Source organism: Methylobacterium sp. J-030 (genome assembly GCF_022829545.1).
Classification (GTDB): Bacteria; Pseudomonadota; Alphaproteobacteria; order Rhizobiales; family Beijerinckiaceae; genus Methylobacterium.
On sequence record NZ_JAKSYM010000402.1, the window covers coordinates 215329 to 236944 of the forward strand.

Sequence of the window (21616 nt, forward strand, 5' to 3'; positions counted from 1 at the left end):
CCCGATCGAATCATTTAATGAGGGGTTCGATTTCCCGAACGACTGCTTGTACGGCGGGGATGCCCAGCCTGCTCAGCAACGCGTATCGCGGGATCTTCTGGTGCCTCGTCACGATCTCCCTTGCAGGCGCGACCGCAGGACGATCGAAAAGAGCAGCGTGGCTCGCATTCTCGGCATCTTCCTGATCCCAACCGAATGCGCGCGCACGCGCAATTTTTTCCAACGAAGCGCTGCGTTACGTCGCGACCGATCCGCCTTACCCCTCCATCCCCTCCAGCTCCACGATCATCCCCTCGATCATCCCGAGGCCGATCTGCCAGAAGGCCGGATCCTTCGCGTCGAGGCCGAAGGGCGCGAGCAGCTCGCCGTAGGGTTTGGAGCCGCCGGCCGCGAGCAGCGCGAAGTACCGGTCCACGAAGCCCTCCTCGGCCCGGGCGTAGACCCCGTAGAGCGAGTTCACGAGACAATCGCCGAACGCGTAGGCGTAGACGTAGAACGGCGAGTGGATGAAGTGCGGAATGTAGGCCCAGAAGGGCTCGTAGCCTGCATCCAGCGTGATCGCCGGCCCCAATGATTCCGCCTGCACCGACAGCCACAGGGCATTGATCTGGTCGGTCGTCAGCTCGCCCTTGGCGCGGGCGAGGTGCACCTTCCGCTCGAACGAGTAGAAGGCGATCTGCCGGACCACCGTGTTGATCATGTCCTCGACCTTGGCGGCGAGCATGGCCCGGCGCTGGGTCGTGTCGGTGGTGGCGGCGAGCAGCTTGCGGAAGGTCAGCATCTCGCCGAACACGCTCGCGGTCTCGGCCAGCGTCAGCGGAGTCGGCGCCATCAAAGCGCCGTTCGGGCCGGCAAGCACCTGATGGACGCCGTGGCCGAGTTCGTGGGCGAGCGTCATCACGTCCCGCGGCTTGCCCTGGTAGTTCACCAGCACGTAGGGGTGGACCGAGGGTACGGTCGGGTGCGCGAAGGCGCCGGGGGCCTTGCCGGGACGGGTCGGCGCGTCGATCCAGCGGTCATCGAAGAAGCGCTTCGCGATGCTGGCCATCTTCGGCGAGAAGGCGTCGTAGGCCGACAGAACCGTGTCGCGCGCTTCGATCCAGGGGATCGTGCGCTGCTCAACCTTCGGCAGTGGTGCGTTGCGGTCCCAATAGGGCAGCGTCTCCCGCCCGAACCATCGGGCTTTCAATTTGTAATAGCGGTGCGACAACCGCGGATAGGCCGTCCGCACGGCATCGACCAGCGCCTCGACGACCTCCGGCTCGACGCGGTTGGCGAGGTGGCGAGCGTCCGCCACATCCTTGAAGCCGCGCCAGCGGTCGGAGATTTCCTTGTCCTTGGCGAGCGTGTTGGTGATCAGCGTGAACACCCGAAGATGCCCGCGCAAAACCGTGCTGAGCGCGCCCGCAGCCTCCTTGCGGACCGCACCGTCGGCGTCCTGGAGCTTGTTGAGGGTCGACTCCAGCGGCATCTCCTCGCCCTGCACGGTGAAGCGCAGCGACGCGATGGTCTCGTTGAACAGCCGGTCCCAGGCCGCGTTCGCGGTTACGGATTTCTCAAGGAAGAGTTTCTCGGTCCGGTCGTCGAGTTGGTGCGGCTTCTCGCGGCGCAGGTCCTCGATCCACGGCGCGTAAGGGGCGAGCGGCCCAGCCGACATCGCGGCATCCAACACCGGATCCTCGACCCGGTTCAGTTCGAGGGCGAAGAACAGCAGGTCGGTCGATGCATTGGTGAGGCGCTCGCGGGTATCGCCGTAGAACTTGGCCCGGGCCTCGTCGGTCGTGTCGCCGGAATAGACCAAGCCGGCGAAGGACATCAGCTTGCCGAGCAGATCCTCGATCGCCTCGTAGGCCCGCACCGCCTCGGCGAGCCTCGCGGAGGCATCCGGGCCGGCGGCCATCTCGGCGATGCGCCCGGCATAGGTCTCGGAGAAGCGGCGGCACTCCTCCTCGGCCCGGGTCATGTCGGCGGCGTAGTTGGGGTCGTCGAGACCCGCATAGAGGTCGGTCAGGTCCCATTCCGGGAGAACACCGAGGTCGGCAGCCTTCGCGGCGGCGCGCGCGGCGCTCACGCCCTCGGGCAGGCGGACGGTCACCGGCAACGCGGTGTGGCTCGGCATCATGTCGTGCGTTCCTTCAACGGGGTGGCGCTTCCGTACCCTGATATCGAATGGGCCGCCACGCGTTCAACGCGACGGGTTGGCGAGGTCGGCGGCTGGAAACCAACCGGACCGTGCAAACGTCGTTAAGCGCCACTTTACGTCTCTGGTTCACTCTCCGGCTCGAAACGAAACAGCTGCCGAATCGGAACCGGCGACCGGGATCGCTCCCGCGCCACCGGCCTGATCCGCGCGCCGGTCAGGGAGCCGCCATGTCCACCACCGTGCTCATCGTGGACGACGACCCGGTCCAGCGGCGCCTCGCCGAAGCGGCCGTGCGCCGGTTCGGCTTCGAGGCCCGCGTGGTCGAGAACGGCGCCGACGCGCTCGTTGTGCTGAAGTCCGAGGGCGCCGATGTGGTGCTTCTCGACCTCGTCATGCCGGGCCTTGATGGGCTCGGCGTGCTCGCCGAGATGCGCAAGGGCGGCCTCGCGACGCCGGTTATCGTGCAGACCTCCAACGGATCGATCGATGCGGTCGTCTCGGCCATGCGGGCCGGCGCGGTCGATTTCGTGGTCAAGCCCGCGGGCGCCGAGCGGCTGCAGGTCTCGATCAAGAACGCCCTGCGGGTCGATACCCTGGAGGAGGAGGTGCGCCGCATGCGCCGCCGGGCCTCCGGCGCCCTGACCTTCAAGGATCTGGCCTCGAAGAGTCCCGACATGGAGCGGGTTATCCGCCTCGCCGAGCGGGCCGCGAAGTCAAACATCCCGGTGCTGATCGAGGGCGAATCGGGTGTCGGCAAGGAGGTGCTGGCCCGGGCGATCCAGGGGTCGGGCGACCGCCGCGGAAAGCCGTTCGTGACCGTGAATTGCGGGGCGATCCCCGAGAACCTCGTCGAATCGACCCTGTTCGGCCACGAGAAGGGCGCGTTCACCGGCGCCACCGAGAAGCATGCCGGCAAATTCGTGGAGGCCTCGGGCGGCACCCTGTTCCTCGACGAGATCGGCGAGTTGCCCCTCGATGCGCAGGTGAAGCTGCTGCGCGCGCTTCAGGAGGGCGAGGTCGATCCGGTCGGCGGGAAACGCCCGGTGCGGGTCGACATCCGCCTCGTCTCGGCGACCAACCGCTCGCTCCTCGACCTCGTGAAGCAGGGCAAGTTCCGCGAGGATCTCTACTACCGGCTCAACGTCTTCCCCATGACCCTGCCGCCGCTCCGGGCGCGCCGGGAGGATATTCCCGACCTCGTCCGCTCGTTCTGCGCCCGCTTCTCCGCCGAGGAGGGCAAGCGCGTGCGGGCGATCACCCCGGAGGCGATGGCGCTGCTGACCCGCTATCCCTGGCCCGGCAACGTGCGCCAACTCGAGAACGCCTTGTTCCGGGCGGTGGTGCTCGCCGATGGCGACGAGCTGACCGTCGCCGAATTTCCCCAGATCGCTGCACAGGTCGAGGGCTTCGACGTTCGCATCCCGGCGCTCCCAAGCCAGCCCACGATGCCGGCCTACGCGCCGGAGCCGGTCCGCGAGATTGTCCGCGTCGAGGTGCGTGATCCGCACACGATGTCGCTGGTCGCCGAGGAGACCGGCGAGATGAAGCCGATGGACGTGCTGGAAGCCGAGATCATCCGGTACGCGCTGCAGTTCTATCGTCAGCGTATGTCGGAAGTCTCGCGCCGCCTTGGGATCGGTCGATCGACCCTGTACCGCAAGTTGAAGGATCTCGGCTTGGAAGGGGATGCGAAGGGCGAGGACGCGGCCTGACCACGCGCCGCGTGCGCTAGCGCACGGAGCGAAACCGCCACCTTCGGTCGCGAACGAATTCGGAAACTGCGGCGCGGTACCGGTTCATCACGCATCGGGCAGAGGCCTGTTCAGCATTGATAAACAACCAGCTGCAGCTTTTCGTAATCTCTACTTGGATCGACTGCGGTTGCTGAATGCCACGCTTGCGCGGATAATCACAATCTGCGCGTGCGGTCCTGTCGCCGCTCCCCGGGAGATCACGATGCGCGTCCCGCGCTCAAGCCTCATGGCGCTCGCCGCCTTCCTGACCGGAACGGTGGCCGCGGCCGCGCTCGGGTCCGAGACGGCAACGCTCGATCAGCCGGCCGCCGCGCCGGTTGCGGTCTCGCCCGCGCCGACCCCACCACCGGCTCCGGATACCTTCCCGGACTACAAGCCCGAGGTCCCGGCCGCCGAGCCGGCGCCGGCGGCCTCCGCCCCCGTCGCCCCGACCGATCCGCTCGGAGCGGCAGTGCTCGCCCGCCTTGCCGATCCGGCGCCGCTCCTGCTGCGGCTGAGCACCAAGGACCGCGACGCGATCCGCGCGTTCTACGAGGCGCGTGCCGACAAGCCCCTCTGGATTGCCGACGGCGCCTGGACCGAAGCCGCCAAGGCCGTCTCGGCCCGGCTGGTGGCGGCGGCGGAGGACGGCCTCGACGCCCATGCCTACAGCATCCCGAACCTACCCGAGAAGCCGGACGAGAAAGCGATTGCGGACGCCGATCTGCGCCTGTCCGCGGCGGCCGTGCTCTACGCCCGTGATGCCCGTGGCGGCCGGGTCAACCTCGCGTCGATCTCGCGGCTCATCACCCCGCATCTCGATCTGCCCGCGGGCAACGCCGTGCTGACCAAGCTCAGCGACGCCGGCGCGAAAGCCGGCGAGGCGCTTCAGTCCTACAATCCGGCCTCGCCGGGCTACCTCGCCCTCAGGGCTCGGCTCGCCGCCCTGCGCGGCCCTGCGCCAACTGCCGCCAAGCCGCTGCGGCTGCCGTCCGGCCCGGCCCTGCGGGTCGGCATGCGCGACGCCCGCGTGCCGCTGCTGCGCGCGCATTTCGATCTGGAGACGCGCCCGGCCGGGACGTTCGATCAGGGTCCGGGCGAGCCCGAGATCTACGACTCCGCGGTCGCCGAGGCCGTGACGAAGTTTCAGCGTGGCCGCGGGCTCCCGGCAACCGGCATCCTGAACGTCCAGACCGTGCTGGCGCTCGCCGATGCCGGCCGCGCCGGACGCCCAACCGGCAGCGAAGCAGAACTGATCGTCAACATGGAGCGGTGGCGCTGGCTGCCGGGGGATCTCGGATCCGACTACATCTTGGTCAACGTGCCCGAATATCGCCTGCGCGCCTATCGCGGCGGCGTTCTGCGCGACGAGGCTCGGGTGATCGTCGGCAAGCCGGACTCGCGCACGCCGCTGTTTTCCGGGCTGATGGAATACGCGGTCGTCAACCCGTCCTGGTACGTGCCGCCCTCGATCCTGAAGACGATGGCGCCGAAGCTCGCGGGCTATGGCGGCAAGACCTGGGGCGGCTACGAGGTCGTCCGCCGCGGCGGACACATCTCGCTACGCCAGCCGCCGGGTGAACGCAACGCGCTCGGATTCATCAAGTTCATGTTCCCGAACGAGCACGCGGTCTACCTGCACGACACGCCGAACCGTTCGCTGTTCTCCGCAGCAAAACGCGACTTCAGCCACGGCTGCGTGCGCGTCGACGATCCGTTCCGCCTCGCCGACGTGGTGCTGCCGGATTGGTCAGCCGACCGGCTCAAAAAGCTGATCGGCAAGGGCGAGCGCACGATCCGGCTGCCCGAGAAGCTGCCGGTCCACCTCGCCTACTTCACGGCTTACGTGGACGATGGCGGCACCTACCGGACCCTGCCCGACCTCTACGGCTACGACGCCCCGATGCGCGCCGCCCTGGGTCTGCCTGGCGGAGGCGGCCCGGCGATCGCGCGGCTGCCGGACGAGGCGCCCCGGCGCAAGGCCGATGCGGCTGCGACGCCGAAGGCTCACAGCGCCCAGCGCCATCCGACCCATCGCCATGTGGCGGATGAATGGCCGACCGGACGCTACGAGGACGTGGAACCGCCGCGGCGCCACCTGCGCCGGGCCGCGCGGTCTGACGATGCGCCGGAATACGGCGAGCCCGGTCTGTGGACCCCGGCGCCACAGCAGGCCACGCCGCGGAGCTACTGGTAGGCGCCGCGCAGTCGACGGCCGAACTCGCAACTCTTACGTGCGCGGCCGCACATCAGGGCACGATTTCGCCACGGTCCAGCCTTAGCGGTTTCCACCGACAGCGCGGCGCGCTCCGCGCCCTCGCAGCGGACGGGAGAGGATCAGGACCATCGTGCCGAGCCTGCTCACCCTCCGAAAGCTCGCGCTCGCCCTCTCGGGCATCGCGCTGGGGATCCTGGCCGGGACAGCCGAGACCGAGGACGCGGTCGCCAACGGCGACACCCGCACGCTGACGATCTACCACACGCACACGCAGGAGAGCGCGACCATCACGTTCAAGCGGGATGGGCGCTACGACCGCGCGGCGCTCGACCAGCTCAACTGGCTTCTGCGCGACTGGCGCATCAACGAGCCGATCAAGATGGATCCGCGCCTGTTCGATACGGTGTGGGAGGCCTACCGACAGGTCGGCTCGGGCCAGGCGATCCACATCGTCTCCGCCTACCGCTCCCCCGGCACCAACGCGATGCTGCGCCGCCGCTCGAAGATGGTGGCCGAATACAGCCAGCACATGCTCGGCAAGGCGATGGATTTCTACCTGCCGGACGTGTCGATCGACCGGATCCGGGAGGTCGGGCTGCAGATGCAGCGCGGCGGCGTCGGCTGGTATCCGCATGCGGGCACACCCTTCATCCACCTCGACGTCGGCTCGGTGCGGATGTGGCCGCGCATGACCCACGACCAGCTCGCGCGCCTGTTCCCGGACGGCAAGACGGTGCTGCTGCCGAGCGACAACCGCCCCTTCCCGCGCTACGAGGAAGCCAAGGCCGAGATCCTGGCCCGCGGCGGCACCGTGGCGGGGATCACCACACAGATGGCCAGCGGCGAGGAGGAGGACGGTCCGGGTCTGTTCGGCTTCCTGGCGAGCCTCTTCGGGGGCGGCAAGTCCGAGCCGGCTCCCGCGCCGACGCCGGTCCCGATGGCGACGAAGACGCGCCGCGCCCCCGTCATCGCCGTGGCGAGCGCCGATCCTCAGGATCCGATCGGGACCCGCACAGCACTCGCCTACGCGGCGCCCGCCGCCGACGACACCCTGCGCGGCTCCCTCATCCAGCGCGAGACCGCGAAGGGGTTGGACGCCAAGGGTACGGACGCGAAGGCGCTGCTGACCGCCGCTCCCCCGGGCGCGAAGGCCGACGAGGCCATCGCCGTCGTGATGGCACCGCTCCCGCCGCGCCGCCCGTCCGACCTTGCCGCCGTCTTGGCGGCCCTCACCATGCCGCTACCGCCGCCGCGGCCGGTGCAGTTCGCTGCGCTGAACGGTGGCATGGCCAACCTTCCGGCCGCAAGCGAGATCCGCGCCTTGGCCAGGACCGCTCCCGCCGAGCCAGCCCACGCGCGCACGCTGGTCGCGCCCGATGCCGATGCCAAGCTGCAATTGCGCGCCCTGTTCGAAGCGGTCTCCGCTGGTCCCGTGGCGGCGCCCGCGAGCCGCGGCGCGCCGGTTCGGATCGCCGCGACCCGTGTTCGGGACACCGCGCCGGATGCTGTCGTGGCGGCTGCACCGGAGCGTACGACGACGCGGTTCAGTGCGCGTAGCCCGGGCGATGATCTCACTGCAGCCCGTTTCACGGGATCGGCGACGCGGACGGTGTCCGGAGGGCGCTGAGCCGGCGGGTGTCATCAGGGCCGGCAGCCTCGCAGCCCCCATAGCCTTTGCAAGGAGGATGAGCGCGTAGCCGCGCTTCTCAGACCTACCGGCAACCGACCGCACTGGCGAAGCATCCCGCAGAGGATGTCCGAATACCGTAGCTTTCAGAACAGCATCAGCGCAGCGGCTTCGACAAGTTCACGCACAGCGCCGACATCAGCGTCGCCGCATACCCATCGTCCTGCATGGAGACGATGCGATCAGCCTCGGTGCTGCCGTTTGTTGCCATCGCCATCATGAGCATCCCGGCGGTGACCATTCCGCCGAGCGCAGCTACCAGGGCGAGATAGGCCCGCATGGCGGCGCGCGGTGCCGCCACGACGACCTGCGGTTCGCTGAGGCACAGGGGTGCGGAGTTGGGCTGGATCATGGCCGGTGATTCTGACGGGTGACACTGAACCCGCCGCGGATCGAAGGACGCCACGTCCGACCCATCGGCTCAACAGGTCAACGTTCGTTTTGTAGTTGAGTTCGCGGGAAGAGCCGCCTTTTTCAACGGCCCTTCCCACTCTTGGTTGACGACCGGTTATCGGGCACCACCACGCACCCTCTCCGGCGCAGCTTAGCCTTCCTTGCCGGATACCTTGCCGAGCGCCGCCTGGGCGGCCGCGAGGCGGGCGATCGGCACCCGATAGGGCGAGCATGACACGTAATCGAGCCCGACCTCCTGGCAGAAGCCGATCGAGGCCGGATCGCCGCCGTGCTCGCCGCAGATGCCGAGCTTGATGTTCGCCCGGGTCTTGCGGCCGCGCTCCACGCCGATCCGCACCAGCTCGCCCACGCCCTCCTGGTCGATCGTGATGAACGGGTCGGCCGGCAGGATGCCCTTCTGGGTGTAGGGCCCGAGGAAGGTCGCGGCATCGTCGCGGGAGATGCCGAGCGCCGTCTGGGTAAGGTCGTTGGTGCCGAAGGAGAAGAACTCCGCGGTCTCGGCGATTTGCCCGGCCATCAGGGCTGCCCGCGGCAGCTCGATCATGGTGCCGACCTGATAGTCGAGGTGTGCGCCCGTCTCGTCGGAGACGGCCTTCGCCATCGCGTCGATGCGCGCCTTGACGATGTCGAACTCGGCGCGGGTGAAGACCAGCGGCACCATCACCTCGGGTGTCACGGGGCTGCCCGTGTCGGCGGCCGCCTGCACGGCAGCCTCAAAGATCGCCCGCGCCTGCATCTCGGCGATCTCCGGGAACGCGATGGCGAGGCGGCAGCCGCGGAAGCCGAGCATCGGGTTATGCTCGGACAGCTCGCGCGTCCGGTGCCGAATCTTCTCCTCGGAGACGCCGGTCGCCTTCACGACTTCGGCCACCTCGGCATCGGTGTGCGGCAGGAACTCGTGCAGCGGCGGGTCGAGCAGGCGGATCGTCACCGGCAGGCCGGACATGATCGTGAACAGCGCCAGGAAGTCCTGCCGCTGGTAGGGCAGGATCTTGGCCAGTGCCGCCCGGCGGCCCTCGGCGTCGTCGGCCAGAATCATTTCGCGCACCGCGATGATACGGTCGCCCTCGAAGAACATGTGCTCTGTGCGGCAGAGGCCGATGCCCTCGGCGCCGAAATTGCGGGCGGTCCGCGCATCGGTCGGGGTGTCGGCGTTGGCCCGGACCTTCATGCCTCGGAACGCGTCGGCCCACTCCATCAGCGTGGCGAAGTCACCCGACAGCTCGGGCTCCAGCATCTTCACCTCGCCCTGGATCACCTGGCCGGTCGAGCCGTCGATGGTGATCCTGTCGCCGGCCTTCAGCATGACCCCGCCGACCGTCATAGTCTGCGCCTTGTAGTCGATCCGGATCGACCCGACCCCGGACACGCAGGGCTTGCCCATGCCGCGGGCGACCACCGCCGCGTGGCTGGTCATGCCGCCGCGGGTGGTGAGGATGCCCTCGGCGGCGTGCATGCCGTGAATGTCCTCGGGCGAGGTCTCGATCCGCACGAGGATGCACTTGCGCTCAGCCTTGCGATGGGCCTCCGCATCCTCGGAATTGAACACGATCTCGCCCGTGGCCGCGCCCGGCGAGGCCGGCAGGCCGGAGGCGATCACCTTCCGGTCGGCCTTCGGGTCGATGGTCGGATGCAGGAGCTGGTCGAGGGCGCCGGGCTCGACCCGGCCAATCGCCTCTTCCCGGGAGATCAACCCCTCGCCCGCCAAATCCACGGCGATGCGCAGGGCGGCCTTGGCCGTGCGCTTGCCGTTGCGGGTCTGGAGCATCCAGAGCTTCCCCTTCTCGATGGTGAACTCCATGTCCTGCATGTCGCGGTAGTGGCTTTCCAGGATCCCGTAGATCCGGGTCAGCTCCGCGTAACTCTCGGGCATGGCCTTCTCCATGGAAGGCTTGTCGCTCTCGGCCTCGGCACGGGCCTTCTCGGTGATGTTCTGCGGGGTGCGGATGCCCGCCACCACGTCCTCGCCCTGGGCGTTGATCAGGAATTCGCCGTAGAGCGCCTTCTCGCCGGTGGACGGGTTGCGGGTGAAGGCGACGCCGGTCGCCGAGGTGTCACCCATGTTGCCAAACACCATCGCCTGCACGTTGACGGCGGTACCCCAGCTCTCGGGAATGTTGTTCAACTCGCGATATTTCTTCGCGCGCGGAATCATCCAGGAATCGAACACCGCACCGATGGCGCCCCAGAGCTGGTCTTCGGCGCCCTGTGGGAAGTCCGAGCCGTGCTCCTCGCGCACGATCTTCTTGTAAGTTTGGATCAGGGCCTTCCAGTCCCCGGCGCCGAGTTCGGTGTCGAGGTCGAACCCCTTGCTTTCCTTGTACTGCTCCAGCGCCTCCTCGAAGGCGTGGTGCTCCACGCCCAGAACGACGTTCGAGTACATGGTGATGAAGCGGCGGTAGGAATCGTAGGCGAAGCGCTCGTCATCGGCCTCTTTGGCGAGCGCCAACACGGTCTGGTCGTTGAGGCCGAGGTTGAGGACCGTGTCCATCATGCCGGGCATCGAGGCCCGGGCACCCGAACGGACCGAGACGAGGAGCGGATTGGTGCTGTCGCCGAACTTGCGGTCCGTCAGCGCGCCGACCTGGGCGAGCGCGGCCACCACCTGATCCTTCAGCTCCGGCGGGTAGGACTTGCCGTGATCGTAATAGTAGGTGCAGACTCCGGTGGTGATCGTGAAGCCCGGCGGCACCGGCAGGCCGAGGTTGCACATCTCGGCGAGGTTGGCTCCCTTGCCGCCGAGCAGGTCGCGCATCTGCGACTTGCCCTCCGCCTTGCCGTCGCCGAAGGCGTAGACCCACTTCGCGCTGCCGGTCGCCATGTCGATCCCGTCCATGTCTGTTGCCCGGCTGCCGCCGGGCCGATGGGCGGGGTTGGACCATCCCGCAGCGCAACGCAAGATGAACGCGCGATGGCGTTGTGCGCACGCAGCTAACGGCGGTGGCGGTCTGTCAGGCGCGGCGCCCGCGCCCGCGGAATCTGGCGGATCCACACGTCGCGATCGGGACCAGGAGACCGCGCAGGAAACGCCCCCGCCCTCCCCCGCAGAAGGGCCAGGGAGGGAAGCGAAACGGGCCGCCTGATTTCAGTGCAGAATACCCAGTCCGATGACGCCGACGATAATTAGGTAGATCGCCACGATATAGTTGAGAAGCCGCGGCATCACCAGAATCAGGATTCCGGCAAGAATCGCGATGAGCGGCTGCAGGTTCGAGATGGTGATCGTCATGGGCGCCTCTTAAGGCCGAGCTTGGCCGCCGAGACCGACGCCTCTAGCCGATGGAGGTTCCCTGTGGCTTGCGCGCGGCGGAGCCGTCGGCTCCGCCGCCGCTCGGATCAGGGTGCTGTCGGTTTGGGCGTCGGCGTCTGCGTCCCCGGGATCGGATCCTTTGCCTCGCCGGTCGGCAGGTTTACCGCCACCGTCGGGTGCGCGAGTTCCGGATAGGGCTCGATGACGTTGGCGCCGTTGAGGGGCTTATTGGCACCGTTGTGGCAGGTCGCGCAGTTGATCTTCGGCGCATCGCCCAGCGCCCCGAGCCGATTGCGCGGGAAGGTCGAGGTCAGCGGCGTCATGTAATCCTGGTTGAGATCCCGCACCATGCGGATGCCGTACCAGGCGTGGACGCGGTTGGGCGTGCTCGTGTCCCACTGGGCCACCGAGCGGGTGTTGTGGCAGAAGGTGCAGTTCACGCCGAGCGACTGCGACATGCTGATCATGATCGCGAAGGTCTTCTCCGCGTCCTGGATCGGCTTGCCCTTGGTCTCCGGCAGCGCCGTGGTGCCGTTGACGCGCACGGCGTCCTCCGAGGTCTCCTTGTGCTGGTAGAACGCCTGATAGACGTCGTAGGGCAGCGACGTGTTGCCGACCTCCGCCGAGGCGAGATTCTGGCTGTTGTTGCGCGGGATGAACCGTCCCGCCCCCTGAACCGGATGGTCGAACCAGATATTGGCCGGAACCGGATTGCCCCGGTGGCAGGTGTAGCAGGTGACGCCGGCCTGATGGACGTGGTTCTCCTTCCAGGAGGAGTTGATGTACTGGGTCATCTGGAACATGCGGCGGGCGACGCGCTTCTGGTAGAGCTCGTCGGAGGCCATGTTCTCGGTGCTGTGGCAGTAGGTGCAGCCCTGCTGCGGCGCGACCCATTCGGTGATCGACACCATGACGCGGTTGAACTGCTCGGCCGAGAGGTCACCCAGGACCTGCACGTTCTCGTAGACGGCCGAGGCCTTGTCGCCCCCGGCCTCGGCGGGGTCGGCCGGCGCCGGGGCGACGTTGGCCGCGGCCAGCGCCTCATTGCCGGCCCGGGTGCGGATCAGGTCCATCCCGGTGCCGCGGAAGCCGGTCTGCTTGACCGCCATGGGCGGGTGGGTCCAGCCCGCGCCGCCGAACATCGCGATGGTCAGGAACAGCGCGAGCGCCCCGCCGACGACCGCCAGAACTGTCTTCATGACGGCCTCCTCACGGCTTCATGCCGGGTGCGAGATGGGCGGGATCCACGATCGGGCCGTAGACCTGCGGGTAGGCGGGCGCGACGTGGTGCTTGACGGCCCAGAGATACCAATTGTCGACGACGGTGCCGGTAAGCAGGATGCCGATTCCGCCTGTGAGCGTGGTGAGAACCGCGAACCACCACGCCCAGCGGTGGATCGACTCCATCGTGGCGTTGAAGCCCATGGTCCAGCGCCAGAACAGCGCGGCCCGCTCGGTGGCCGTGCCGCGATCGACGATCTGGTCGATCTCGCGCTCGGCGCCGTAGCGCGAGCAGGCCAGGATGGTGCCCCCGTGCATCGCGAACAGCAGCGTCGATCCGTAGAGGAACGTGATCGAGAGCATGTGGAACGGGTTGTAGAACAGGTTGCCGTAGCGGAGCGAGAACGCCGCCGTCCAATCGAGGTGCGGGAAGATCCCGAACGGCACCGCCTCCGACCACGAGCCCATCAGCACCGGACGGATGAAGCCGAGGACAAGGTAGAGCCAGATCGCCGACGCGAAGGCCCACGGCACGTGGGTGCCGAGGCCGAGCGCCCGCGCTCGCCGGTAGAGATGCACCCACCAGAGCAGGATCGAGGCGGTGAGAAAGAAGCCCGCGATCAGCCACCAGCCGCCCTCGTTCAGCGGCGGCAGGACCTTCAGCCCGTATTTCGGCAGGGGCGGCTCGAGGGCGAGCCACGGCAACTGCCGGACGAACTGGACAGGATTCCAGTTCACCGAAGCCCACATATTGAGGCCGATGATCTCGAAGGCGATCAGACCGCAGGTGATCGACAGCGCCGCGATGTAACCGATGTAGATCGGCCCGACCTGGCTGTTGCCGAAGAGCCCGAACAGGTAGCTGTTGAACGGCTTGCCGACCCGGTCATCGACCGCGACGGGAACGCCGTGCTCCGGGTTCAGCGGGCGCACCTGAACCTGCGTGAAGATGTTCTGGTAATAGGCCATGGCCTGCCCTCCCCCGGGAGTGCCGCGCCCCGGGCGCGACTCGCTTCGTCCGTCTTGCCGTGCGCTCGACCCGGCCTCTCATCGCCAAACCGGCAGGTTGAGCCACCAGCCCCACCATTGCGGCCAGCCCTGCGTCCAGAACGGTCCGCTGATCACGATGCAGACCGCGCTCCAGAATCCCGCCGACAAGGCCAGGAACAGGCCCAACCGGTGGACGCCGAGGGTGCCGATCGAGTAACCGATCGTATCGCGGAAGAACGTGTCCTCGTGCTCGGGCGTCTTGACGGTTTCACCCTTCTTCGGGTTCGTCGCCGAGAGGATCAGGCCGCCGTGCATCGCCAGCGCCAAGGTCGTCGTGAAGAAGAAGGTCACGGCCAGCATGTGCGCTGGGTTGTAGTGAAAGTGGAGGTACTGGTATCCGGTGTTCGACACCCAATCGAGGTGGCTGAGGATGCCGTACGGGAAGCCGTAGCCCCAGGCGCCCATCAGGAAAGGGCGGATCACCACCAGGGTGAAGTAGGCGAAGATCGCCATCCCGAAGGCCACAGGCACATGGTATCCGATGCCGAGCTTGCGGCAGATCTCGACCTCGCGCAGGGCCCAGGACACGAACGAGCCCAGCGCGCACATCGTGATGATCTGCCAGAGGCCGCCCTCCTTGAGGGGCGCGAGCTTCAGGCCGTAGCTGATGTCGGGCGGCGCGATATTGATCTGCCAGATGTTCCAGGTCGGCCCGATCGCCGCGCCGTAGACCACCAGCGCGGTGCCCAGCACCGTGAAGAACAACCCGACCACGCCGAAGAAGCCGACGAAGAACGGACCGATCCAGAAATCGAACAGGTCGCCGCCGAGCAGGGTGCCGCCGCGGATCCTGTATTTGCGCTCGAAGCTCAGCATCGCCATGGCGGCGGATCCTCACTCACGCGGGGAATTGGGAAGGTGACCGCGGCCCTCGCGCGCCGCGGTCCGGACCGGCTCAGGCCGGCATCTGCGGCAGCGCGAGCGTGATGGTGTTCGCGGCGGCCTTGTTGGCCTTCGCACCGTCCAGCCAGTTGAACCGGTCGGTCGAGAGCAGGATAAAGTGGATCAGCAGCGCCAGGATGAAGAGGAAGGTGAACAGAGCCACCAGCGTGCGCCGCGGATCGAACAGCAACCAGACCTTGTGCATTCGAGCCTCCTCAACCGATCATCGTGACGAGGGCGTGGGCCGCATCGCGGACGCCATCGAGGGAGGCGTAGCCCTGCGGTCCAGGGAGCCACGGGCGCCACAGCCAGACGAGGATGTGCGCGACCACGGCTATCGCCGTGAAGATCAGGAAGCTTGTCAGGAAGATCGCGTGGAACTCCTTGGCTTCCGGTTCCGTCAGCCCGGACAGGCTGCTCGGTCTTTCTGTTGTGACGGGTCCACTCGCCATGGTTCAGACCTCCGTGTGTTGGCCGCGCCCCTAGGGAAGCGCGACGGGTTCCGCCGTGGCCCGCTGGGCGGTCACGGCTTGACTTCCCCCGCGTCACCGGACGGAAGCATCTCGAGCAGGGCGCTCAGCCCATGAAGGCGAAGGGGATCGCCTGAACCGCCATGGCGCGAGCCTCGCCGAAGACCGAGCGGCGCGTCGGTGCCACGCCCGGACGGGCGACCTCGCGGGCAGGCCTCACCCGGTTCACCGCCGCCGCAGCGAGGAAGAACGGGTAGGTCGCCGCCAGGATCAGCCGGAACTGGATCGCCTCCTGGTGCTGGCGGCCGGTCAGGACCATCGTGCGCATCGGCAGGTCTCCTCTGGGTGAAACGGAAAGCTGGCTCATGCCGGGATCCCCCCGGCGAGATCGGCCCGGGCCCGCGCCACGTGAGCGGGCGCCACGGCCTCGGATTCGGCGTCGCGGGCGGCGCGCTCGGCGGCGTCGCGCAGGCGCTTGGCGGCGGAGATGCGGGCGAGCACCGGCTGCGACTCCACCAAGGTGTCGAGCGCCTGTCGGGCGTCTTCGTCCCAGGGCAGCTCCGCGTGGCGCCGCGCCGGGGTGGCCTCGACCTTATCCAGGTCGCGGGCGAGCGGCAGAATGTGGAAGAGGGTGTCGAACAGGGCGTTGCAGACCTCCTGGACGAGGTAGGTCGCCCCGGCGTAGCCCATGAACGGCGTGCCGGTGTGCCGCCGGATGATCGCGCCGGGGAACGAGGCCGGGACGTAGGTCGCCCGGGCGCCGCACTCGGCGAGGTACATCCGCTCGTTGAACGAGCCGAACAGCACGAGCGGGGGCTTGGCGGCGATCACAGCCCGCACCGCGGCGTTGTCGGGCTTCAGACCGGCCGAGCGCCCGAAGGCGAAATGGCAGGGCAGCCCCATCTCGTCTTCGAGGAAGTGGCGCACGCCCCGGGCGTAGGTCTCGGTGGCGACGATGCCGAAGCTCGCCGTCCCGAAGAAGTCCTGAGTCACCGAACGCCAAAGGTCCCAGACCGGCTTGATCGTGGTGTGGCGCTCGCGCTCGATGAACGGCTCGGGATCGAGCCCGAGGATTTCGCCGAGCGAGCGCAGGAACTTGGTGGTCGAGAGGATGCCGATCGGCGCCTGCAGGTAGGGCCGCTCCAGATCCTCGCAGAGCAGCCGGCCGAACTCGCGGTAGAGGCAGATGTTGGCGTCGGCGTTGACGAGCTTGGGCACGTCCGCGAGGTGCGAGCCGAGCGGGAAGGTCAGGTTCACCTCGGCGCCAATCCCCTCCACCAGCCGCCGGATCTCGGCGAGGTCGGAGGGCATGTTGAAGGTGCCGTAGGCCGGGCCGATCAGGTTCACCTGCGGCTTCTCGCCGGGCTTCTTCTCCGGCCGGGCCGGGATACCCTTCTTGGCGAATTTCTTGGCGCCGTATTCCTGCCAGAGCCAGCGCATGGCGCGGTCGGCGGCCTGCCACTGGTCCTCATCGATGGTGCGCGGCAGGAAGCGCTGGAGGCCGGTGCCCTCCGGCGTCACGCCGCCGCCGATCATCTCGGCGATGGAGCCCGTGACGACCACGCTTGGCTGGCCGGGATCGAGGGTGGCGTGGGCGCGCTTCATGGCGCCCTCGGTGCCGTGGCGGCCGAGTTCTTCCTCCGCCAGGCCCGTGACGACGATCGGCAGCTCGTGCGGCGGCAGCGCGTCGGTGTAGTGCAGCACCGAGGTGACCGGCAGGTTCTCGCAGCCCACGGGGCCGTCGATGACGACCTGCAGGCCCTTGATCGCCGTGAAGACGTAGACCGCGCCCCAGTATCCGCCGGCCCTGTCGTGATCGAGGATCAGCATCACGCCATCTCCCCGATCGGCTTCTTGGGACCTTCGATCTTCGGGCCCTGGCGGCGCTGCGGCACCTCCTGCCATACCCCCGCCGCGTGGCCGGTGCCGACACCCTCGAAGAAGGCGCGCATCGCGTCGAACCGTGCCTTGTTGCCGAGCGCCGCGTTGATCACGGTGGCCAGCGAGCCGGCGCCGGCCGCGCCCATCAGCGGGCGGGCCGAGATCAGGTTGGTGAAGTAGAGCGCCGGCGTGCCGCGCTCCTTGGCCCGCTGCACCACCGGCGTCGTGCCGATGGCGAGATCGGGCTTCAGCGAGTCGAGCGCGTAGAGGTCGTCCTCCAGGGAGGCCCGGTAGCGCACCTCGGTGCCGCGGGCCTCGAGCCAGTCGCGGTCGGCTTCGGACCAGGGCGTGCGCGGGCAGGCGGTGCCGACATAGGGCACCTCGGCGCCGCTCTCGATCAGGAGGCGCGCCACCAGCAATTCCGAGCCCTCGTAGCCCGAGAGCGTGATCCGGCCCTTGATCGGCATCGCGCCGAGCGCGCCGCGGATGCCGGGCAGGATCCGGTTCTTGGCCGTCTCGACGGTGGCGCGGGCAACGCCACAGGCCTCGCCGATCCGGTCGAGCCAGTCGGCGGTGCCATCGACGCCCACCGGTGCCGAGCCGACGATCGGGCGGCCCGCCGCCTCGAACTCGCGAATGGAGGCGGTGTAGAATGGGTGGATCGCCGCCACCGCGGCACAGTCGAGGGCGGCATAGAGCTCGCGCCACTCGCGGGTCGGCACGACCGGCCCGGCCGACAGCCCGAGCGGCTCCAGGAGCGCGCCGATCACCACCGGGTCGGCGGGAAACACCTCCCCGAGGAGCGCCACGCTCGGGCGCTCCGAGCGGCCGCCTCGGGGCGCCGCGACAGGACCCCGCTCGGCTTCGCCGCGGGCGACCTTCAGCATGGCACCGGCCAGGACATCCTTCGCCTCGGCGTGAGTCGGAACGCCGAAGCCCGGCACGTCGATGCCGATCACTCGCACGCCGTCGATCTCTTTGGGAAGGAGGCGCAGCGGCACGCCGGAGGCGGTAGGCACGCAGAGGTTGATGACGACGACGGCGTCGTAATCCTCAGGCTTGGCGGTGGCGTGGACTGCCTCGCGGATGTCCTCGAACAGCTTGCCGGTGACCAGCGTCTCCGAGTTGAACGGTACGTAGCCGACACTGCGCTTCGCCCCGTAGAAATGCGACGTGAAGGTCAGCCCGTAGACGCAGCAGGCCGAGCCAGACAGGATCGTGGCGGTGCGGCGCATGCGCAGGCCGACACGCAGCGAGCCGAAGGCCGGGCACATGCTCTGCGGCTGGTCGTGCGGACCCTGCGGATAATCGCTGCGCAGCTGCGCCAGCGTCTCTGACATGCCGGCGGCTTCCGCAGCCGCCACCATCGCGTCCTTGCCGGCGTGGCAACCGAGCCCGTCGGCTTGCGCCGCCGCGAGGTCGACGTTGGCGGGCGCTTTGCAGGCCCGCAGATCGGCGATGTCGAGGGAGACAGCCATGCGCGTCAGACCTCGTCGTAAACGACTTCGAGGGACAGCTTGGCCGCGTGGGCGACGCCGCACATGTCCTCGTGGGTCGCCGGCACCAGAACGACATCGCGGCCGGTCACGTCGCTGGAGAACAGGCCGAGCAGCCCGTCCTGCGTCAGCGGCGTCGGCCGGTGCGGCGCGGCGTCGGCGACATTGGCGGCGAGGTCCGCGAACAGCGAGCCCCAGCGGCTCTCCGGCCGGCCGATGATCTCGTAATTCGCGCTCTTGCGCCGGATGTCGTCGTCGGCCGGGATCGAGGCCAGGACCGGAATTCCGGTGGCGTCCGCGAAGGCCTGGGCCTCGCCGGTGCCGTCATCCTTGTTGATCACGAGGCCGCCGACGCCGACATTGCCGCCGAGCTTGCGGAAATACTCCACCGCCGAGCAGACGTTGTTGGCGACGTAGAGCGATTGCAGGTCGTTCGAGCCGACCACGATCACCTTCTGGCACATGTCCCGGGCGATCGGCAGGCCGAACCCGCCGCAGACCACGTCGCCGAGGAAGTCGAGCAGGACGAAGTCGAAGCCCCAGTCGTGGAAGCCGAGCTTCTCCAGCAGCTCGAAGCCGTGGATGATGCCACGCCCGCCGCAGCCGCGCCCGACCTCGGGACCGCCGAGTTCCATGGCGTAGACGCCGTCGCGCTTGAAGCAGACGTCTCCGATGGCGACTGCCTCGCCGGCGAGCTTCTTCCGGGTCGAAGTCTCGATGATGGTCGGGCAGGCCTTGCCGCCGAAGAGCAGCGAGGTCGTGTCGCTCTTCGGGTCGCAGCCGATCAGCAGCACCTTCTTGCCCTGTTGGGCCATCATGTAGCTGAGGTTGGCCAGCGTGAACGACTTGCCGATGCCACCCTTGCCGTAGATCGCGATGATCTGCGTTTCTTTCTTCACCGGCGCGGTGGCCACGGCATCGGGCTCGATCGCGGCCTCGGCGCGGAGCTGGGTCGCTTGGCTGAGGGCGGCCTTGTTGAGTTGAACGTTCACGCCGCGTCCCTCCAGTCGAGGATCATCTTCAGGCAGGCGGGATCGGAGAAGGCGATGCGATAGGCGCCTTCGGCCTGCGCGGCAGAAACTCGATGGGTGATCAGCCCGTCGAGCGAGAGGCGGCCGTCGTCGATCAGGCGCGTCACGGCCGCGAGGTCGTCCGGGCGGAACTCGGCCGAGATCCGGATCCGGGCCTCGCGCATGAAGGCCGGCGGGAAGGCGAAGCTCAGCGGCGCCTCGTAGAAGCCCGCCAGCACGATCTCGCCGCCGGGCGCCAGACGGGCGATCAGCGCGTCGAGGCCGGAGGCGTCGCCGCTGACATCGGTGATCACCGCGTAGTCGCGGCGCGGATCATCCTCCGGGACGAGGACCGGGTAACTGTGTTCGCCCGCTAGGCGGACCGGATCCCGCTCCCAGACGGTCGGTGCCGCGCCGGCTGCCAGCGTCAGGCGTGCAAGCAACCGGCCGAGCACGCCGTGCCCGACGATCAGCGGAGTCGCGCCGGGCCGGATCCCCCCAAGCGCACGATAGGCCGTCGCCGCTAGGGCGAGGAGACAGGCGGTGTCGCCGAGCGCTGCATCGACCGGCACGAGCCGGCTGGCGGGCGCGACCAGATGGGAGGCGGCGCCGCCGAACAGGCCGCGCACCGCGCCGAAGCAGCGGGCACCGGGTACGAAGACGGTCTGGCCGACCCGGACGGCCCCAGCGTCATCCGCCTCCACGACCGTGCCGACGGATTCGTAGCCCGGCACCAACGGGTAGCCCATCCCGGGGAACGGCGGCATGCGGCCCGACCAGAGCAGACGCTCGGTCCCGGTGCTGATGCCGCTCCAGGTGATCGCGATCACCGCGTCGGACCCGTTGGCGGGCTCCAGCGGCAGCCGCTGGACCGAAAGCTGCTCCGGACGTTCGAGGATGACGGCGAGCGCATCCATGGTGGGAATTTCCGCCCTGTTTCCCGCGACTCCCGCAGAAGCGGGGTCGCTATGTGTCATCCTAGATAGACATAGAGCAGCGTCAAGTCAGAGTTACGAAACAGCGCCTGATTTCTGGGCGATCAGCACCCGCGCGAGCAGCGGGCGTCGGGTTTTGGGCTCTCGGACCGAACCGAATCCCGCCTCCCGCAGCATCGTGCTGAGTTCCCCGCTGCGGCGTGGTCGGCCGGAACCCATGGCCAGTAGGTAGAGGCCGAAATAGGCATCCCCGACGGGCTCGGCCCCCGGCGTTCCGGCCATCGGCTCGGCCAGGATCAGGCGACCGCCGGGGGACAGCGCTGCGTGGGCCGCCGCGAGTAGGGCCTGCGCCGGGCGATCGTCGTGATCGTGAACGATCCGCACGAGGGAAATGGCGTCGACGCCTGTCGGGAGACCGGCATGGAAGTCGCCGCCGCGGCAGGCGATTCGGTCGCCGAGGCCCAGCTGCGACAGCCGCTTCGAAGCGCGCTCCGCGACGGCGGGCAGATCGAAGAGGGTCAGGTCGAGCTGCCCATGGCGGGCGGCGACCGCCTCGAGGAAGGCACCCTCGCCGCCGCCGACATCCATCAGGCGCCGTGAGCCGGACAGGTCGCAGGCGTCGAGGACATCCTCGGCGATCATGGCCTGCGAGGCGCCCATCAGGGCGCTGTAGCGGGCATAGGCCTCGGGCTCGGCCGCGGCGCCGGACGCGTAGGGCCAGTAGCCCGACAGGCGCGTCGGCTGCGCCTGGCCGCGCAGGAGGCGCACCGGATCGGCGAGATCGGCGTAGAGCAGCGCGTGGTGCTCCACCATGCCGGCGATCCCGGGATTGCCGATCAGCGCGGCGCCGAGATCCGCGAGCCCGTAGCGGTCGCCCTTGAGCTCCCGCACCAATCCGAGCGATTCGGCGGCGCGGAGCAGGCGCCGCGCATTGTCCAAGGGCAGGTCGAGCCGGCGCGCCAGCCGGTCGGTGCGCATCGGGCCATCGGCTAGAATGGCGAACAGATCGAGCCGGATGCAGGCGGTCAGCACCTGCGCGTAGACGAAGCCGGCGCACAGATCGAACAGGGCGCGGGTGTTGCGGCGGGCGATGCCGCGGGTCAGCGGAAACCCCGCCGCCCAGCGCTGGAACCGCGGGTTCGCCACGAGGCGGTTGCGCCACGCGAGCCACCGGTCGCTCCAGGCGGCCGATGCCGGCGGATTCATCTCTGCGCCGGGCAGGGACC

Annotated in this window: 18 protein-coding genes; 3 read left to right on the top strand and 15 right to left on the bottom strand. The window is 68.5% G+C overall.

The features are described 5' to 3' along the window. Nucleotides 1–256: 256 nt before the first annotated feature. Entirely contained in the window at nucleotides 257–2122 is a 1866-nt protein-coding gene (locus MKK75_RS33505; RefSeq protein WP_244046780.1) for a M3 family oligoendopeptidase, read from the bottom strand. 248 nt (nucleotides 2123–2370) lie between these two features. Between MKK75_RS33505 and MKK75_RS33510 the strand changes: the two genes are divergently transcribed. The 3 genes from MKK75_RS33510 to MKK75_RS33520 all read left to right on the top strand — a co-directional run bounded on the left by MKK75_RS33510 (nucleotide 2371) and on the right by MKK75_RS33520 (nucleotide 7721). After that, nucleotides 2371–3855 (top strand): sigma-54-dependent transcriptional regulator, encoded by a 1485-nt coding sequence (locus tag MKK75_RS33510; RefSeq protein WP_244046781.1) that lies wholly within the window; start codon nucleotides 2371–2373, stop codon nucleotides 3853–3855. 244 nt (nucleotides 3856–4099) lie between these two features. Further along, nucleotides 4100–6073, top strand: coding sequence for a murein L,D-transpeptidase (locus MKK75_RS33515; protein ID WP_244046782.1), 1974 nt, complete (start codon nucleotides 4100–4102; stop codon nucleotides 6071–6073). 151 nt (nucleotides 6074–6224) lie between these two features. After that, nucleotides 6225–7721, top strand: coding sequence for a DUF882 domain-containing protein (locus tag MKK75_RS33520; RefSeq protein WP_244046783.1), 1497 nt, complete (start codon nucleotides 6225–6227; stop codon nucleotides 7719–7721). 157 nt (nucleotides 7722–7878) lie between these two features. Here the strand turns inward: MKK75_RS33520 and MKK75_RS33525 are convergent, their stop codons facing one another. The 14 genes from MKK75_RS33525 to MKK75_RS33590 all read right to left on the bottom strand — a co-directional run bounded on the left by MKK75_RS33525 (nucleotide 7879) and on the right by MKK75_RS33590 (nucleotide 21596). Then, nucleotides 7879–8187: a hypothetical protein gene (locus tag MKK75_RS33525; RefSeq protein WP_244046784.1), complete on the bottom strand. Its 309-nt coding sequence runs from the start codon at nucleotides 8185–8187 to the stop codon at nucleotides 7879–7881. Between the two features lie 138 nt (nucleotides 8188–8325). Continuing rightward, entirely contained in the window at nucleotides 8326–11016 is a 2691-nt protein-coding gene (gene ppdK / locus MKK75_RS33530; protein WP_244046873.1) for a pyruvate, phosphate dikinase, read from the bottom strand. Nucleotides 11017–11280: 264 nt separating this feature from the next. Beyond that, on the bottom strand, nucleotides 11281–11424 hold the full coding sequence (locus MKK75_RS33535; RefSeq protein ID WP_075380395.1) for a DUF3096 domain-containing protein: 144 nt from the start codon (nucleotides 11422–11424) through the stop codon (nucleotides 11281–11283). A 107-nt stretch (nucleotides 11425–11531) separates the two neighbouring features. Further along, on the bottom strand, nucleotides 11532–12644 hold the full coding sequence (gene pufC / locus MKK75_RS33540; protein ID WP_244046785.1) for a photosynthetic reaction center cytochrome PufC: 1113 nt from the start codon (nucleotides 12642–12644) through the stop codon (nucleotides 11532–11534). Between the two features lie 10 nt (nucleotides 12645–12654). Next, a complete protein-coding gene (pufM, locus tag MKK75_RS33545; RefSeq protein ID WP_244046786.1) occupies nucleotides 12655–13635 on the bottom strand; it encodes a photosynthetic reaction center subunit M in 981 nt (326 codons plus the stop codon). A gap of 78 nt (nucleotides 13636–13713) precedes the next feature. Beyond that, nucleotides 13714–14538, bottom strand: a complete 825-nt coding sequence (gene pufL, locus MKK75_RS33550; protein ID WP_244046787.1) for a photosynthetic reaction center subunit L — start codon at nucleotides 14536–14538, stop codon at nucleotides 13714–13716. Between the two features lie 73 nt (nucleotides 14539–14611). Next, nucleotides 14612–14803, bottom strand: a complete 192-nt coding sequence (gene pufA / locus MKK75_RS33555; protein WP_244046788.1) for a light-harvesting antenna LH1, alpha subunit — start codon at nucleotides 14801–14803, stop codon at nucleotides 14612–14614. A gap of 10 nt (nucleotides 14804–14813) precedes the next feature. Beyond that, complete coding sequence (gene pufB / locus MKK75_RS33560; RefSeq protein ID WP_043349888.1) at nucleotides 14814–15050, bottom strand: light-harvesting antenna LH1, beta subunit; 237 nt, start codon at nucleotides 15048–15050, stop codon at nucleotides 14814–14816. A gap of 124 nt (nucleotides 15051–15174) precedes the next feature. Beyond that, nucleotides 15175–15396, bottom strand: a complete 222-nt coding sequence (locus tag MKK75_RS33565) for a hypothetical protein (protein WP_244046789.1) — start codon at nucleotides 15394–15396, stop codon at nucleotides 15175–15177. Nucleotides 15397–15431: 35 nt separating this feature from the next. Then, the gene (gene bchZ / locus MKK75_RS33570) at nucleotides 15432–16898 is read right to left on the bottom strand and encodes a chlorophyllide a reductase subunit Z (RefSeq protein WP_244046790.1); all 1467 of its coding nucleotides are present in this window, start codon (nucleotides 16896–16898) and stop codon (nucleotides 15432–15434) included. Then, the gene (bchY, locus tag MKK75_RS33575) at nucleotides 16898–18427 is read right to left on the bottom strand and encodes a chlorophyllide a reductase subunit Y (protein WP_244046791.1); all 1530 of its coding nucleotides are present in this window, start codon (nucleotides 18425–18427) and stop codon (nucleotides 16898–16900) included. The genes bchZ and bchY overlap by 1 nt, the downstream gene beginning before the upstream one ends. A 5-nt stretch (nucleotides 18428–18432) precedes the next feature. Continuing rightward, nucleotides 18433–19437: a chlorophyllide a reductase iron protein subunit X gene (locus MKK75_RS33580; RefSeq protein ID WP_244046792.1), complete on the bottom strand. Its 1005-nt coding sequence runs from the start codon at nucleotides 19435–19437 to the stop codon at nucleotides 18433–18435. After that, entirely contained in the window at nucleotides 19434–20372 is a 939-nt protein-coding gene (gene bchC / locus MKK75_RS33585) for a chlorophyll synthesis pathway protein BchC (protein ID WP_244046793.1), read from the bottom strand. The genes MKK75_RS33580 and bchC overlap by 4 nt, the downstream gene beginning before the upstream one ends. A 93-nt stretch (nucleotides 20373–20465) precedes the next feature. Then, nucleotides 20466–21596: an acetylserotonin O-methyltransferase gene (locus MKK75_RS33590; RefSeq protein WP_244046794.1), complete on the bottom strand. Its 1131-nt coding sequence runs from the start codon at nucleotides 21594–21596 to the stop codon at nucleotides 20466–20468. Between the last annotated feature and the right edge of the window lie 20 nt (nucleotides 21597–21616).